A 15,212-nucleotide genomic window follows, 5' to 3' on the forward strand; every position below is an offset into this window, starting at 1 on the left:
ATTAATGGGCATCGCTAGGAGAAGCGGGTAAACGGTGGAGCAACTCGCCGATATGGTGGGCGTCCTCTTCGCTCACCCCCTCAAATAGCGCATTGATCCAGCGCTCATGCTCAACGGCCATGCCTCTAAAGGTTTCTCTCCCCGCGACGGTTAGGCAGACCCGCGTGGCGCGGCGATCGCCCTCAATGGCTATGCGCTCCACGGCGCCATCCTCCACCAGGCGATCGATAATCCCGGTGACGTTGCCGTTGGAAACCCGCAGCCGTTTGGAGAGCTCGTTCATTTTCAAACCCTCCTCAGCGGCATACAGGGCGGCCATTACATCAAAGCGCGGCAGCGTCGAGTCGTGCTCAGTACGCAAGCGTTCTCGCAGTTCCGACTCCACCTGGCGGGTAACCCGCAGCATGCGCAGCCATAGGCGCAGGCGCTCCTTGCTTAAGCTATGTTTACCCAAACTATGTTTATCCAAACTATTTTTATCCAAACTATTTTTATCCAAACTTTCCGCCTTCATACCTCACCCCCTGAGATTGAGATGGCTTGGCCGTTAATCGCGCCGCTGTTAGGGCCGCATAGCCATAGGGCAGTAGCGGTCACCTCGGCGGGCGTCACTAAGCGCCCGGTGGGGTTGGTAGATTGAAAGTGAGAGGTCGCCTGTTCGGCGGACTGGCCGGTTTTCGCCATAATATTGTCGACGCTGGCAGCCAATAGCGGCGTATCGGTAAAACCGGGGCAGAGTGCATTAACGGTAATATTGCGTGTGGCTGTTTCAGCCGCCAGCGAACGCACCAACCCCACCACGCCATGTTTAGCCGCGCAGTAAGCGCCCACATAGGCGTAGCCTTTAAGGCCAGCGGTAGAGGCTACGGCGATCATCCGTCCGCCATCGTTCAACTGCTTTAAGCCTTCACGCAGGGTTAAAAATACGCCGCTTAAATTAACGTTGAGCATACGCTGCCACTGCTCACACGAGGTCTTGCCAAAAGGCGCGCTCTCGGCGGCGCCTGCGTTGGCGATAACGATGTCGACCCTGCCAATTCTTTCGAACAGCGCCACCATGGCAGCCTCATCGGTAACGTCGACCACAGCAAAATCAAGCTGACGGTGCTGATCTGCCACCGCTTGAAGGGCAACTTCCCGACGTCCGGTAATCGTGACCCTGGCGCCTGCTTCGGCAAAGGCCATGGCCATATCGGCACCGATACCGCTGCCACCGCCGGTAATCACCACGCGCTTATCTGTGAGCTGCGTCATACCCACCCCTCGCCACGTTCAGCCAGGCGCTGCAACTGATCCGCGCCTGCCCGGTAGGGGGCGGGCCACTCTACCTCCCGATCACCCAAGCCGGCGGCAACGTGCAGCGTCCAGTAAGGATCGGCCAGGTGGGGGCGGGCAATGCAGACCAAGTCAGCACGCCCAGCCATCAGAATCGAGTTCACATGGTCGGCCTGATAGATATTGCCCACCGCCATGGTGGCAATCGCTGCTTCGTTACGGATCCGGTCAGAGAAGGGCGTTTGGAACATACGCCCATACACCGGTTTGGCCTGGGTCGAGGTTTGTCCGGCAGAGACATCAACGATATCCACCTCCGCATCCCGCAGCCGTTTAGCGATCTTCACTGCATCGTCGGGGGTGATACCTTCATCGCCACACCAGTCGTTGGCAGAAATACGCACCGAAAGCGGCTTGTGGGCGGGCCAGGCAAGGCGTACGGCATTGATCACCTCAAGCGGGTAGCGCAGGCGGTTCTCCAGCGAGCCACCATACTCATCGTCACGATGATTGGTTAGAGGAGTAATGAATGAAGAGAGCAGGTAGCCGTGGGCGGCGTGAATCTCGATCATATCGAAGCCTGCCCGGTCAGCCATCTGCGCCGCGCTGACAAATTCATCGCGGACACGATCCATATCGTGCCGATCCATGGCCTTGGGCACTTGATTGCGCGCTGACCAGGGCATATTAGAGGCTGCCATTATCGGCCAGTTACCCTCAGCAAGCGGGGCATCCATCTCCTGCCAGCCCAGTTGAGTAGAGCCTTTTGCTCCTGAGTGGCCGATTTGGGCGCACAGCTTGGCGTTGGTTTCCGTATGCACGAAATCACATAGCCGCTTCCACGCTGCTTCATGCTCTGGAGCATACAGTCCTGGGCAGCCGGGGGTGATCCGCCCGGTGGGGCTCACGCAGGTCATTTCGGTATACACCAGTCCCGCCCCGCCTTTGGCCCGCTCGGCGTAGTGGCTAAAGTGCCAATCGGTAGGGCAGCCATCGACAGCTTTATACTGGGCCATGGGCGAGAACACCACGCGATTAACCAGCGTCAAATCACGCAACCGATAGGGCGCAAACATAGGTGCGCGGGCGCTGCCCGAATTACCCGCCTGGGTTTGAAACCAGCGTTCGGCGCTCTCCAGCCACACTGGGTCGCGCACCCGTAAGTTTTCGTGGCTAATGCGCTGGGAGCGGGTCAGTAAGGAGTAGTTAAACTGCACCGGGTCGAGATCCAGGTAGCGCTCCACCTGCTCAAACCACTCAGTGGAGTTGCGCGCCGCCGACTGTAAACGTAGCACTTCGAAACGGCGCTCCTCTTCGTAGCGGGCGATGGCGGCTTCCATGCTGGGCTCACTGTGTAGCATGTTAGCCAGCGAGATTGCGCTTTCCAGGGCGAGTTTGGAGCCTGAACCAATCGAAAAGTGGGCGGTGGCGGCAGCATCGCCCATCAGCACCACGTTCTCATAGCTCCAGCGCTCGCAAAGCACTCGTGGAAAGTTGATCCACGCCGAGCCGCGGATATGGTTGGCGTTGGTCATCAAGGCATGACCATCAAGATGCTTGGCAAAGATGCGCTCGCAAACCGTGATTGATTCCTGTTGGTTCATTTCGCCAAAGCCAAACGCCTGCCAGGTGGCCTCACTGCACTCGACGATAAAGGTCGCCGTATCCTTATCGAACTGATACGCATGAGCCCACACCCAGCCGTGCTCGGTCTTCTCGAAAATAAAGGTAAAGGCGTCGTTGAAAGTCTGGTGTGTGCCCAGCCAAACGAACTTGCATGCACGCACGTCAATATCGGGCTTGAAATGTTCGGCATAGGTTTGGCGGGTACGGGAGTTCAGTCCATCGGCGGCCAGTACCAGGTCATACTCATGTCGGTACTGCTCAATGGAGACTTCCGTTACATCGGTTTCAAAGCGCATCTCAACGCCCAGTTCCCGAGCGCGCTCTTGGAGCAGAATTAGCAGTTGGCGACGACCAATGCCGCAAAAGCCGTGGCCGGTGGAGACCGTCTTTACGCCTTTATGAACGACGGCAATGTCATCCCAATAGGCGAAATGTTCACGAATACGCTCTGCGCTAACCGGGTCATTCGCCGCCAGGTTATCCAAGGTTTCGTCTGACAGCACCACGCCCCAGCCAAAGGTATCGTCTGCACGATTGCGCTCAATGACCACCATCTCGTGAGAGGGATTCTGCAGCTTCATGCTGATAGCAAAATAGAGGCCGGCAGGCCCTCCACCCAGGCAGGCGATTCTCATTATTTTTCTCCACGGGAAAATACACTCTGTTTTGAAGATAGGAGAGGTAGGTATAAAATTCAAGCTTAAAATGTTTAAGTTTAAAATATATTTTCAGAAGCCTTTTCGGGGCTGTCGTCGCCTTTACTCACAGTAGCTATCAGAAGAAATGAACATAAATATAGTTAAAATTATTAAGGCGCTCGCCGTTGGAGGTCAGTGTTTATGCGGCGTCCTCAAAGGCGCTATGAGCGGCGAATGATAAGTACCAAAGAAACCGTACCCGCTGGGATTGACAGAGGTGGGAGGAGGCGCGAACCTAGGCCTATTGTTGTTTTAAGCGGCTATACAGAGTCGACAGTTGCGCAGTTAATGTTGCGTAGTCAAAAGGTGAGTTTTAAGGAGAAAGCCCCATGCTCGAAGATTGCAAAAATGCCCTGGAGCGCTGGGGTGGCGTGCACACGTTGATCGACCGCTGGTTGGATCAGCGTCGTCAGCTATTGATTAGCTTTATCGAGCTAAAGGAAGCGTGCGATGCTGAGCTGGAAGCCGTTAGCAAAGCGCCTATCGATACCTTCAGTGAAAAGTTAATGGACTACATCAGCGCGGGCCACTTTGAGATTTATCCCCAGCTGTCGGAAGAGGCGAAAGCCTTTGAGGATGAAAGCGCGCTGGCGATCGCTGCTAAACTGCTTGAGCGTTTAGAAATGTCCACCGAGATGGTGTTGGAGTTTGATACCGATTTTGGCTCCACGCTCAGCTGCGAGCAAAATATCGCCCGGCTGCCTGCCTGGATCGACCGCCTAGCCCGCGGGCTTACCGAACGCTTCGCGCTGGAAGACCAGTTGATTGCACGTCTACACGCCGCCCACAGCCCGCAGCATAACAAAGCCCCCGCTTGAGACCTTATGAAACAGGCGCCGCCAAACGGCGCCTTTGCCTCTTGATGATTGATCCAACTCCCAGCACCGCTGCGCGCTGCTCCCGCGGGTGCGCTGACGCTTACGCCGCGCTACTAAATCACGCGTGCACATAAACCGGCGGATGACCAATAATCGATTCACACCTCACACCTCACACCTCACACCTCACCATTTACCTATAACGCCGTAACTTTCCGCCTATTACCAACATACAAGGCGTAAGCAGCAGCGTAAGCGCGGTGGCGAAGGTGAGCCCGCCGGCGATGGCGCTCGACATCTGTGTCCACCACTGGGCGGAGGGGGCGTTAAAGCCCAGGGCAGGGGTGAAGAGGTCTACATTGATCCCCAGTACCATGGGCATCAATCCCAGCACCGTGGTAATCGCCGTCAACAGCACCGGGCGAAGACGCAGGCAGCCTGCTTCAAGCGCCGCCTCGCCGGGCGTCATACCCTGACCGCGCAGCTCGTTGTAGGTATCGATCAACACGATATTGTTATTGACCACAATACCTGCCAGAGCAATCACGCCCATGCCCACCATCACAATGCCGAAAGCCTGGCCGGTAATCAGTAGCCCCATCAAAACCCCCGCGGTGGAGAATACAATCGCCGAGAGCACCAGGCCCGCTTGATAGAAGCTATTGAACTGAGTGACCAGAATCAGCGCCATCAAGCCGATAGCAATCAAGAAGGCACTGGCTAAGAATTGCATCGACTCCTGCTGATCCTCCTGCTCGCCCGCCACATTGACCATCAGACCGTCAGGCAGGCTGCCGCTTCCCGCCACCATCAGGGCGCCGAGTCGCTCATCGGCGAGGTAACCGGGGGCAAGATCGGCATCAATGGTAATCGCCCGGCGACCATCAATGCGGTTCAGCGTACCCACTTTAGGGGCTGGTTCCAGGGTCACAAAATGTGAGATCGGCACCTGACCCCGCTGGGTATTGATGGTCAGCCGCTCAAGCTGATCCAGCGAGCGCCAATTTTCTGGCAGACGTACGCGGATATCCACTTCATCGCTCACTTCCGGCGGGCGATAGCTCGCCACCTGAAGGCCGGTGGTGAGCAACTGTACCGCGCTACCAATGGTCGTCACATCGGTTCCCATTCGCGCCGCGGCCTCCCGATCCACGTTAACCTGCCACTCCACGCCGGGTAGGCTGCGGTTATCCTGAATATCAGTAAAGCCGCCCAGCTCGCGCATTAGTTGGGTTAGCTGGTTCACGCCCGCATCGGCGACGTCGGGGTTAGTGGCGCTCACTTCGAGTACGATCGGTTTACCGCCGCCGGGGCCCATCTCCTGCTCCTGAAACTCCAGCGTGATGCCGGGAATGTCTCCTGCGCGCTCGGCCATATCATCCAAAATGGCCTGGGCAGGGCGGCGCTCATGCCAGTCGATAAACTGGAACTGCAGCATGCCAATCACATCGTTACCCATCTGCTCGTTAGGCACGGCAAATGAGCGTGCATACAGCGCCCGCACCTCGCTCATGCCAGACAGTTTGGCTTCTACTCGCTGCACAATGGCATCGGTTTCCACGGCGGAAAAGTCGCCCCGGGCACGCACCAATACTTGAGCGCTATCGGGCTCCACATTAGGAAAAAAGTCGACACCATGATTGAAACGGGCATAGCCGGTATACAGCAGTGCCATGAGTAGTACCGTTACCAGTAGAACCCAGGCCGGGTGCATCAGTAGCCGTGACAGCAGGTGGCGGTAGCCGCGGCCAAAGGCAGTTGTGGCGTCGTCATGATGGGCACTCGATTGCTTGGCATCGCTGCGGGTAAACAAGCGCCCCAGTGTGGGCAAAAATACCAGCGCCATGGCAAGCGACGCCAGCAGGCACAAAATGACCGTGGCGGGCAGGTACTTCATAAATTGGCCGACCACGCCGGGCCAGAACAGCAGAGGAATAAACACCGCCAGCGTAGTGGCCGTCGAGGCAATGACGGGCCAGCTCATGCGGGAGGCAGCGTTAAACCACGCTTCGTGAGACGTTTGACCATCCCGCAAATGGCGGTCGGCAAGTTCACTGACCACGATGGCACCGTCAACCAGCATTCCCGCCACCAGAATCAGCGCGAACAACACCACAATATTGAGCGTAAAGCCAAATGCCCACACCAGCAGGATACCGGTTAAAAAGGCCCCAGGAATGGTCAGCCCTACCAGCAGCGCCATGCGCCAGCCCATCACCGCAACCACCACAATCAGTACCAGCACCACGGCGGTCAGTACGTTGTTGAGTAGTTCAGAAAGCATATTCTCAACGGTGGTCGACTCATCCAGAATGGTCGTGAAGCGGAGCTGTTCAGGGAGCAAGTCATCAGCTTCCGCCAAGCGCTCACGGACAGCGCCAATGGTGGCGATGATATTGGCGCCAGCACGTTTGGAAACTTCCAGCACCACCGCTGGCTGGTCATCAATGCGGGCAAAGCCCTCCGGCTCTTTATAGGTGGGGTGAATCCACGCCACATCGCCAAAGGTGACCACGCGATCCTCATCGACCTTGACCGGCATATTCATGACGTCCTCAAGGGACTCAATAATGCCGGGGACTTTTAACGCCAGACGTCCGGCGCCGGTATCCAGACTGCCTGCGGCTACCAAGCGGTTATTGCGCGATACCTGATTAAACAGCGCGTCAAAATCGACGCCATAGCTCTCCAGTACCAGTGGATCGACGACAATTTCCAGCAGGTCTTCCCGCTCACCGGCAATGTCGACTTCCAGCACATCGGCGATGCCCTCAATCTCCTCCTGCAAGCGTCGGGCAATGGTCATGCGTTCACGGGTATCCAATTGCCCGGAGAGGCCAATCGTTAATACCGGAAATTCTGAGACGTTGACCTCCATTACGCGAGGCTCATCGGCTTCCGAAGGCAGCTCGCTGCGGGCAATGTCCACACGGTCGCGGACATCGGTTAGCGCGGTATCCGGATCAAAGCCAGGGTCGAACTCCAGCGTGATCGAGCCATGCCCCTCGCTGGATTGGGCGGTAAATTTACGCAGCCCCTCAATACCGCGCAGCTCCTGCTCCATGGGGCGGATCAATAGCCGCTCGCCATCTTCGGGGCTAACGCCTTCCAGCGACAGCGAGACATAAATCATCGGGATGGTGACGTCGGGGTTGGCCTCTTTAGGAATCACCTGCCAGGCAGCGATACCCGCCAGTAGAAGGCTCACCAACAGTAGTAACGTCGTACGGGTATGGGCTAGCGCCGCATTAATCAACTGGCGCATGCACGCTATCCTGTTCCGCCGGCTGCGAAATGATGGCTTCCTCAACGGGCACCGGTGTGACCGTTTCGCCGGTGTCTACCATACCGGCGCCCAGCGTAATCAAACGCAGCGGATCAGGCAGGCCGGTGACATAGGCGCGTTGGATATCGGCGCTAACGAGTTCAACAGCGGTCTGCTGTACCTGATCGTTATCATCCAGATGCTTGACCGCCAGCTCTCCTTCGCTGTTCAAACTCAGCAGTGCGGGCGAAAGGGTATGCACCTGACGGGGCGGCAGGGTAATGGTCAATTCAGCGCTGCCGCCCGCCAAGTGTTTACCGGCCGGGTTATCCAGCGTGGCTTCTATATAGAAGCTACGTGTTGCCTCTTCAGCGCGGTGGCTGATAAAGGTTAGCTCCCCCTCTAAATGGTCACCATTCAGCAGCCGGGCGGTCACCGGCAATCCCACGCTTAAATCCCCCACCTGTTGCTGGGAGACCCAGGCGGCACCTTTCAGACGCCGGTCATCCACCAACTGACCCCACTCCTCACCGGGCTGCAGCAGATCGCCTAGCTCTACCTGAACGCGGTTTAGTACGCCATCAAATGGCGCGGTGGGGCGGCTGTCGTCCAGTTGCTTCTGCAGTCGTGCCACTGAAGCGGCGCTGGCGCTTAGGGCACTCTGCAAGCGCAGGAGCTCCGGCTGGGAGATCAGTTCCCGCTGGCGCAGATTGCGTGCCCCGGCATACTCTGCCTCGGCTACCGCCAGCTCATCGCGGGCCTGCTGCAACTGCTCGGGCAGGGCGTCGTTATCCAGCACTAGCAGCGTATCGCCTGCATTCACACGGCTGCCTTGGGCGACCGGCTTCTCCGCCACAAAGCCCGCTACATTGGCGCGCAGGGTGGTTTCGCGCTCTGCCGTCAGCTGGCCCTGGACAAGTTGCTGAGGAATAAACGGGGTGCTCTGCTGAACGACAATTTCTACCCGCGAGCCTGCTTCATTGCTTGTGGGGGCGTCTGGGGGCGTCGTTTGAAAGCGCTGAAAATTGCCAAAAGCGAGCCATATCACCAGTGCCAGCACCAGCAGGCTAGCCAAGGCATAAGAGAACGGAATTTTTCGCATGGAGCGTCCATGTCCTTAGCAAAACAAGTAAAGGAGGGCATAAAACCGAAGATACCATAGCGCAACTCGACCTTTTCAGCGAGTGGCACGCCATTGGGTGGATCGTACGTGTATCACCGGATAGGTGTGTTAAATAGCAAGTAGTCTCATGTCTGATTGAGTTTTTGTCCGGCTGGGCATACCATCTTTGCGTCTTGAGTTCTGTTAAGCCACCCTCAGGCGAGAACCATCCCTAGGCGAACCAATCAAGGAGCAATGATGAAAGATCCAGTACGTATTGCGATTACCGGCGGCGCCGGTCAAATCAGCTACTCTCTCATTTTCCGCATCGCCGCTGGCGACATGCTGGGGCCGGATCAACCCGTCATTCTCCAGCTGCTGGAAATTCCCCAGGCAATGGACGCCCTGAACGGCGTGGTGATGGAAGTTAACGACTGTGCCTTCCCGCTGGTGCAAGACATCGTTGCCACCGATGACCCGAACACCGCTTTCAAAGACGTCGACTTCGCTCTGCTGGTAGGCGCGCGTCCGCGCGGCCCGGGCATGGAGCGTAAAGACCTGCTGGAAGCCAACGCCGCGATCTTCTCCGTGCAAGGTAAAGCGCTGAACGACCACGCAAGCCGTGACGTGAAAGTGCTGGTGGTCGGTAACCCGGCCAACACCAACGCGTTGATTGCTTCCTGCAACGCGCCGGATCTGGACGCTGGCCAGTTTACCGCCATGACGCGCCTGGATCACAACCGCGCCCTGACCCAGCTGGCACAGAAAACCGGCAAGCACGTCACTGACGTTGAAAACATGATCATCTGGGGCAACCACAGTGCCACCCAGTACCCGGATCTGGCCCAGTGCAAAGTCGACGGCAAAGCCGCTTTTGATCTGGTCGAGCGCGACTGGTACGAAAATGACTTCATCCCCACCGTGCAGCAGCGCGGCGCGGCGATCATCAAAGCACGTGGCGCCTCTTCAGCCGCTTCTGCTGCTTCTTCCGCCATCGACCACATGCACGACTGGGCGCTGGGTTCCAAAGGCATCGTCAGCATGGCGATCCCGTCTGACGGCAGCTACGGCATCGAAGAAGGCATCATCTACTCCTACCCAGTGCGTTGCCAGGGTGGCAAGTATGAAATCGTTCAAGGTTTTGAGCTTGACGAATTCAGCCAAGAGAAGATGAAAGCCACCGAGAAAGAACTGCGCGAAGAGCGTGCAGCCGTCGAGCACCTGCTCGGCTAAACACGCTTACTGGCGCTGTGCTATTGAAGCAGCAGCCAACGCCAAAACCCCGCAAGCTTAGCTTGTGGGGTTTTTTATTGGGTGAGATTGAGCAGCATGCAACGGTGCAGAGGTTGTTGTGGGGTACCACGGCCATTTGCATAGCGTGCACACGCCCTTGGAATCCCTACCCTCATGTGCCTGCGAGATTTAGTAGCGCGTGGTAAGCGAAGCGCACCCGCGAAAGCAGCGCGGAGCGGTGCCGGGGTTGGCTCGTGCCGGCAGGGTTGGTTGGGTACCACTGGGCGTCGTCCCGCCGCCTCCCGCGGGTGCCTCGAAACGCTCGCTGAACTCGCTTTCTCGTTACCACGCGCTACGACAGTCACCCGATTTCGGTGGCATGATAACGTGCCACGGCCATTTGCATAACGTGCACATGTCCTTGGAATCCCCACCTTCATGTGCCTGCGAGATTTAGTAGCGCGTGGTAAGCGAAGCGCACCCGCGGAAGCAGCGCGAAGCGGTGCCGGGGTTCGCCTTCACAAACTCAATCCCGCAAACTCATAATCCGCCACTGGCGCTCTTTGGCGATTTCGCGCAGGGTGTCATCGGGGTCGACGGCGACGGGGTGCTCGACTATTTCCAGCAGCGGCAAATCATTGTGCGAGTCACTGTAAAACCACGCGCCTTCCATGGTCAGGTCTTGATCTTCCAACCACTTTTCCAAACGAGTGACTTTGCCTTCGCGGTAGCTGGGAATGCCCGACACGCGCCCTGTGTAGCGGCCATTCTTGACCTCCGGATTCACCGCGATTAAGTGATCCACTCCCAGGCGTTCGGCAATCGGTGCAGTAATAAAACGGTTGGTGGCGGTGATAATCAGCAGTGTGTCGCCTTTGGTGCGGTGACGTGCCAGTAGTTCTTCGGCTTTAGGCAGGATATTTGGCTCGATTTTGCTAACCATAAACTGCTGGTGCCACGCAGAAAGCTGCTCAGGAGAGTTGTCGGCCAGTGGCTTAAGTGCCATTTCCAAAAACGCCGCCATATCCAGGGTGCCCGCGTTGTAATCGGCCATAAAACGCTCATTGGCTTCCCGGTAAGCGATCGGATCGACGGCCCCTTGTTCGAGTAGAAACTCGCCCCAGGCATGATCGCTATCGATGGATAGCAGCGTATTATCCAAATCGAAAATGGCCAGACTCACGGCGCTCCCCTTTTTTTAGTCAGTGAAAGTTGAAGGACAGTAGTGCTGTCAAAGACGCTAGTAAGGCAAATAGCGGACGCGGATTATCGCAGAGTCGCCCGACCATTCCCACCAGCACTCAGGCCAATACCAAGTCACCATTCATGACTTAGCGTTATATTGTATTGATACGCTTGTCTCCCTTGTGGAAAAATGGGGACAACTGAAAATTTATAAGGTGAAGTCCGTGATCGACGCTGACGGCTTTCGCCCCAATGTTGGCATCATCATTGCCAATAGCCAGGGGCAACTGCTTTGGGCACGTCGGGTAGGACAAAATGCGTGGCAATTTCCCCAGGGGGGCATCAATGCAAGCGAGACGCCACAACAAGCACTTTTTCGTGAGCTTTACGAAGAGATCGGCTTAACCGCCGACGATGTTGATATTGTTGCCTGCACCCGGGGCTGGCTACGCTACCGTCTGCCACGACGTATGATTCGCACACATTCGCGTCCGGTCTGTATAGGCCAGAAGCAGAAGTGGTTTTTACTTAAAATCCGTTGCCAGGAAAGCCAAATCTGCATGACGGCAACCCCAACCCCCGAATTCGATGGGTGGCGGTGGGTGAGCTACTGGTACCCGCTAGGGCAGGTAGTGCCTTTCAAGCGAGAGGTATATCGGCGCGCGCTGCGAGAGCTATCTCCCCGCGTTCAGCGCTTGGCACAGGATGAAGATTAGGGCAACGCGCCGCTGCTCAACCTAGGGCGGCGGCAGTTTGCCAGGAAATTCCTCAGCGAGGCAAATAATAGTGAAAAGTAAATCGTCCATGCTTGAGGTGCTGCGCCGGGTGATTCAGGAGGTGAATGGCGCGCGCACCCTCGACGCCGCGCTGTCCACGATGGTACGCCGAATTCGTAAAGCGATGCAGACCGACGTGTGCTCCTTCTACCTGTACGACAAGGAGCTTGAGTCGCTGGTATTGATGGAGACCATCGGTCTGCGCACTCAAGCAGTTGGGCGCGTCGTACTGCCGCTAGGCGAAGGCCTGGTGGGCTTGGTGGCCAAGCGCAGCGAGCCGCTTAACCTCGAGGACGCCCAGACCCACCCGCAGTTCCGCTATTTTGAAGCGACCGGAGAGGAGCGCTACTCCAGTTTTCTGGGTGTGCCGATTATTCATCAGCGCCATATGCTGGGCGTGTTGGTTGTCCAGCAAGCCGAAAAGCGCCGCTACGATGATGAAGATGAAGCCTTCCTGGTAACCATGGCAGCGCAATTGGCGGGAGTGCTAGCCCACGCATTAGCGACAGGCAACCTGCTGCGCCCGGCGCTTGCTGGTGGTCAGGCAATGTTTAAAGGCGTTGCGGCCTCCCCAGGTATGGCCATGGGGGAGGCGGTGGTCATTACTCCTCCCTCCGACCTTAATAGCGTGCCTGATCTCATTCCAAGCGATCAAGATTACGAGGTGGCGCGCTTAAAGGAGGCCATTGGCAAAACCCGCAGCGAAATTCGCGCCGCGGCCGAGCGCTTGGCAAGCCGTATCTCCGCCCAGGAGCTGGCGCTGTTTGATGTATACCAGCAGATGCTTGGCGAAGCCGCGCTGGCCGATGAGGTGGAGAAACGTATTCGCGAAGGCCAGTGGGCGCCCGGCGCCTTGGCCGACGTAGTGCGCCGTCACGTCCAGTACCTAGAGCGGGTGGACGATAACTACCTGCGCGAGCGGGCGGCGGATATTCGCGACCTGGGCCGCCGGGTACTGGCGCATCTACAGGAAGATACGCCATCAACGCCGGAAACCTATCCCGATAACGCCATTTTGGTCGGCGATGAAATTAGTGTGGCAATGCTGGGCGAGGTGCCCCGCGAGAAGCTTAAAGGGCTGGTCTCAGTGCGCGGCTCCAGCACGTCTCACGTGGCAATCGTCGCTCGCGCCATGGGCATTCCAACCGTGCTGGGCATGGTGGACTTACCGCTGCCACGCCTGGGCGGTGCGCCGGTGGTGCTGGACGGCCACCGTGGCCGCCTGTTTGTACGCCCGGCGCCTGAACTTACGGCACGTTATGAGAGTCTGATCGCCGAAGAAGAGGCGCTCAGCGAACTGCTTGAGCACGAGCAGGATCTGCCCAGCGCCACGCCCGACGGCCGCACCATGCCGCTTATGGTCAATACCGGCTTAGCGGTAGATGCCACCGCGCTGCTGAAAAGTCGTATTGGTGGGGTGGGGCTCTACCGAACCGAAGTGCCATTTATGATTACCGAACGCTTCCCCGGCGAAAAAGAGCAAACCAAGCTGTATCGTGAGCAGCTTGAAGGCTTTGCCCCGTTGCCGGTGGTCATGCGCACACTGGATATCGGCGGTGACAAAGACCTGCCCTATTTCCCCATTGAAGAGGCCAATCCGTTCCTTGGTTGGCGTGGGATGCGTGTCACCCTGGATCATCCGGAGGTATTGATGGTGCAACTGCGCGCCATGCTCAAAGCCTCCATTGATCTGGATAACCTCTACGTCCTCTTCCCGATGATCACCAACGTCGAAGAGGTCGATGAAGCGCTGCGTCTGCTTGATCGCGCCATTCTAGAGCTGGGCGAAGAGGGCATCACGGTTGTCAGGCCACAGGTGGGCGTGATGATTGAAGTGCCGGCCACTATCTACCAAATGGATGCACTGTCGAAGCGAGTTGACTTCTTCTCCGTAGGCAGCAACGACCTAACCCAGTACTTGCTGGCAGTGGATCGCAACAACCCCCGGGTCTCCAGCCTCTACGACGCCATGCACCCGGCGCTATTAGGTGCGCTGCTGGAATTGGCCAACGATGCTTCTCGGCTCAATAAACCCATTTCACTCTGCGGGGAGCTGGCCGGAGACCCGGCGGGGGCCCTGCTGCTGATGGCCATGGGCTTTACCAGCCTCTCCATGAACGCGCCAAGCCTGCCCAAAGTGCGTGCGGCTATTCGCCGAGTACCGTTTAGCGATGCCGAGCAACTGCTTAAGGAAGTGATGGAGCTGGATACGCCTGCCCAGGTACATAGCCACCTGGAAAAGCGTATGGATGAGTGGCAGCTTTCGCATCTCATGCCGCCCCGTGACTAGGTTTTCAGGCAAATCTTAGGCGTAGCCTAGGACGTTGATGCAAGCGAACCGCTGGGCAGCGACAGGGTGGTTTCACCCTCAAAGCGTCCCAGCGGCCCAAAGCGCTGCTCGGTAATCTCGATTTGTCCTTGGCTGTCCATCGTCAGCCACGAGGTGGCGCGGGTGCCGTAGTGTTCGCCAACAATAAACGCCGCCGAGAGCTGGCGCTCCAGTTCAAGCCCCACGCCGGTATCCGGCAACGCCTCATCAGCCGCTTGTTGCGGATTTTGCATTGCGCGCTGCACGGCGCTGGGCCAGGTCTGCAAGGTGGCTACAGGTAATAAACTCTGCTCAAGCGCATCGCGAACCTGTAAAAGCTTTGGCCAGGGTGAGTTGAGGTCAGCGTTGGAGAGGCCATGCACGCCGGGAGAGACCTCGCTGAGAGCCAGACGGTCTCGGCCCCGGTGAAGGTGCCAAAGCCGCTGCGGCGTCGCGACCAATAAATTAAACCCGGCGTAGCGCAGTGCCTCGCCCTCGTTGAGTGCGGTCAGCCACCCTTCGATATCGTCACTCTGCAAAGCATTGGCGACCAGCTCACCCCGGCTTGGGGCGCCGGCAGGCACGCTTAGTTGTAGGTCACGTACATTGGTTAAAGCGGCCACGATGCCACCACGCTTGGCCGCCAGCCACGATCCACCCGCCTCCAGGTCACGCCCGCCAATAACATCGCGGCTATCTTGCCACTCACCCAGCGGCGCGGTGGGGCGCGCATAAAACTCATCACGGTTACCCATCAGCCGCAAAGGCGTGGGTGTGCCGGGTTGCCAAGCAAACGATATTAAGCACATAACAAACTCGTAGGCGAAAAGGATGGAAAACGTTCAACGCAAGAGCCGCATGACAGTAACGAAGCGTAGACGTACACTGACATCAGTATCATGTTTGTAGCATAAAACGCCACACGG

General features: G+C 57.6%; 11 protein-coding genes. 4 read left to right on the plus strand and 7 right to left on the minus strand.

Going from position 1 to position 15,212, the window contains the following annotated elements; all coding sequences use genetic code 11:
- Position 1: 1 nt before the first annotated feature.
- The 3 genes from OM794_RS07020 to OM794_RS07030 are packed head-to-tail and all read right to left on the minus strand — an operon-like array spanning position 2 to position 3,536.
- On the minus strand, positions 2 to 514 hold the full coding sequence (locus OM794_RS07020; RefSeq protein ID WP_226251104.1) for a MarR family winged helix-turn-helix transcriptional regulator: 513 nt from the start codon (positions 512 to 514) through the stop codon (positions 2 to 4).
- Positions 511 to 1,254 (minus strand): SDR family NAD(P)-dependent oxidoreductase, encoded by a 744-nt coding sequence (locus tag OM794_RS07025; RefSeq protein WP_226251105.1) that lies wholly within the window; start codon positions 1,252 to 1,254, stop codon positions 511 to 513. Before OM794_RS07025 ends, OM794_RS07020 begins: the two co-directional genes overlap by 4 nt.
- Entirely contained in the window at positions 1,251 to 3,536 is a 2,286-nt protein-coding gene (locus tag OM794_RS07030) for a bifunctional salicylyl-CoA 5-hydroxylase/oxidoreductase (RefSeq protein WP_226251106.1), read from the minus strand. Before OM794_RS07030 ends, OM794_RS07025 begins: the two co-directional genes overlap by 4 nt.
- 392 nt (positions 3,537 to 3,928) lie before the next feature.
- Between OM794_RS07030 and rsd the strand changes: the two genes are divergently transcribed.
- The gene (gene rsd / locus OM794_RS07035) at positions 3,929 to 4,417 is read left to right on the plus strand and encodes a sigma D regulator (RefSeq protein WP_211593727.1); all 489 of its coding nucleotides are present in this window, start codon (positions 3,929 to 3,931) and stop codon (positions 4,415 to 4,417) included.
- 193 nt (positions 4,418 to 4,610) lie between these two features.
- Here rsd and OM794_RS07040 read toward each other — a convergent pair whose 3' ends face one another.
- Positions 4,611 to 7,682, minus strand: coding sequence for an efflux RND transporter permease subunit (locus tag OM794_RS07040; RefSeq protein WP_226251107.1), 3,072 nt, complete (start codon positions 7,680 to 7,682; stop codon positions 4,611 to 4,613).
- Positions 7,666 to 8,784, minus strand: a complete 1,119-nt coding sequence (locus OM794_RS07045) for an efflux RND transporter periplasmic adaptor subunit (protein WP_226251108.1) — start codon at positions 8,782 to 8,784, stop codon at positions 7,666 to 7,668. Before OM794_RS07045 ends, OM794_RS07040 begins: the two co-directional genes overlap by 17 nt.
- Before the next feature lie 258 nt (positions 8,785 to 9,042).
- Here OM794_RS07045 and OM794_RS07050 point away from each other — a divergent pair, with 258 nt between their 5' ends.
- Positions 9,043 to 10,017, plus strand: a complete 975-nt coding sequence (locus OM794_RS07050; RefSeq protein ID WP_226251109.1) for a malate dehydrogenase — start codon at positions 9,043 to 9,045, stop codon at positions 10,015 to 10,017.
- A 526-nt stretch (positions 10,018 to 10,543) separates the two neighbouring features.
- Here the strand turns inward: OM794_RS07050 and OM794_RS07055 are convergent.
- Positions 10,544 to 11,200, minus strand: a complete 657-nt coding sequence (locus OM794_RS07055; RefSeq protein ID WP_088701248.1) for an HAD family hydrolase — start codon at positions 11,198 to 11,200, stop codon at positions 10,544 to 10,546.
- A gap of 226 nt (positions 11,201 to 11,426) precedes the next feature.
- Between OM794_RS07055 and rppH the strand changes: the two genes are divergently transcribed.
- Positions 11,427 to 11,918 carry an RNA pyrophosphohydrolase gene (gene rppH, locus OM794_RS07060; RefSeq protein ID WP_088701249.1) on the plus strand — a complete coding sequence of 164 codons (492 nt, stop codon included), beginning with the start codon at positions 11,427 to 11,429 and terminating at the stop codon, positions 11,916 to 11,918.
- A gap of 88 nt (positions 11,919 to 12,006) precedes the next feature.
- Positions 12,007 to 14,268, plus strand: a complete 2,262-nt coding sequence (gene ptsP / locus OM794_RS07065) for a phosphoenolpyruvate--protein phosphotransferase (protein ID WP_226251146.1) — start codon at positions 12,007 to 12,009, stop codon at positions 14,266 to 14,268.
- Positions 14,269 to 14,294: 26 nt separating this feature from the next.
- Here ptsP and OM794_RS07070 read toward each other — a convergent pair whose 3' ends face one another.
- On the minus strand, positions 14,295 to 15,095 hold the full coding sequence (locus OM794_RS07070) for an NRDE family protein (protein WP_226251110.1): 801 nt from the start codon (positions 15,093 to 15,095) through the stop codon (positions 14,295 to 14,297).
- Positions 15,096 to 15,212 lie beyond the last annotated feature (117 nt).

This window comes from Halomonas sp. BDJS001, from assembly GCF_026104355.1.
Taxonomy (GTDB): Bacteria; Pseudomonadota; Gammaproteobacteria; order Pseudomonadales; family Halomonadaceae; genus Vreelandella.

Coding starts and splice junctions, on each gene's coding strand:
- OM794_RS07025 (WP_226251105.1), bottom strand. CDS start 1,254: ATGACGCAGCTCACAGATAAGCGCGTGGTGATTACCGGCGGTGGCAGC.
- OM794_RS07020 (WP_226251104.1), bottom strand. CDS start 514: ATGAAGGCGGAAAGTTTGGATAAAAATAGTTTGGATAAAAATAGTTTG.
- OM794_RS07030 (WP_226251106.1), bottom strand. CDS start 3,536: ATGAGAATCGCCTGCCTGGGTGGAGGGCCTGCCGGCCTCTATTTTGCT.
- OM794_RS07050 (WP_226251109.1), top strand. CDS start 9,043: ATGAAAGATCCAGTACGTATTGCGATTACCGGCGGCGCCGGTCAAATC.
- ptsP (WP_226251146.1), top strand. CDS start 12,007: ATGCTTGAGGTGCTGCGCCGGGTGATTCAGGAGGTGAATGGCGCGCGC.
- OM794_RS07070 (WP_226251110.1), bottom strand. CDS start 15,095: ATGTGCTTAATATCGTTTGCTTGGCAACCCGGCACACCCACGCCTTTG.
- OM794_RS07040 (WP_226251107.1), bottom strand. CDS start 7,682: ATGCGCCAGTTGATTAATGCGGCGCTAGCCCATACCCGTACGACGTTA.
- rsd (WP_211593727.1), top strand. CDS start 3,929: ATGCTCGAAGATTGCAAAAATGCCCTGGAGCGCTGGGGTGGCGTGCAC.
- OM794_RS07045 (WP_226251108.1), bottom strand. CDS start 8,784: ATGCGAAAAATTCCGTTCTCTTATGCCTTGGCTAGCCTGCTGGTGCTG.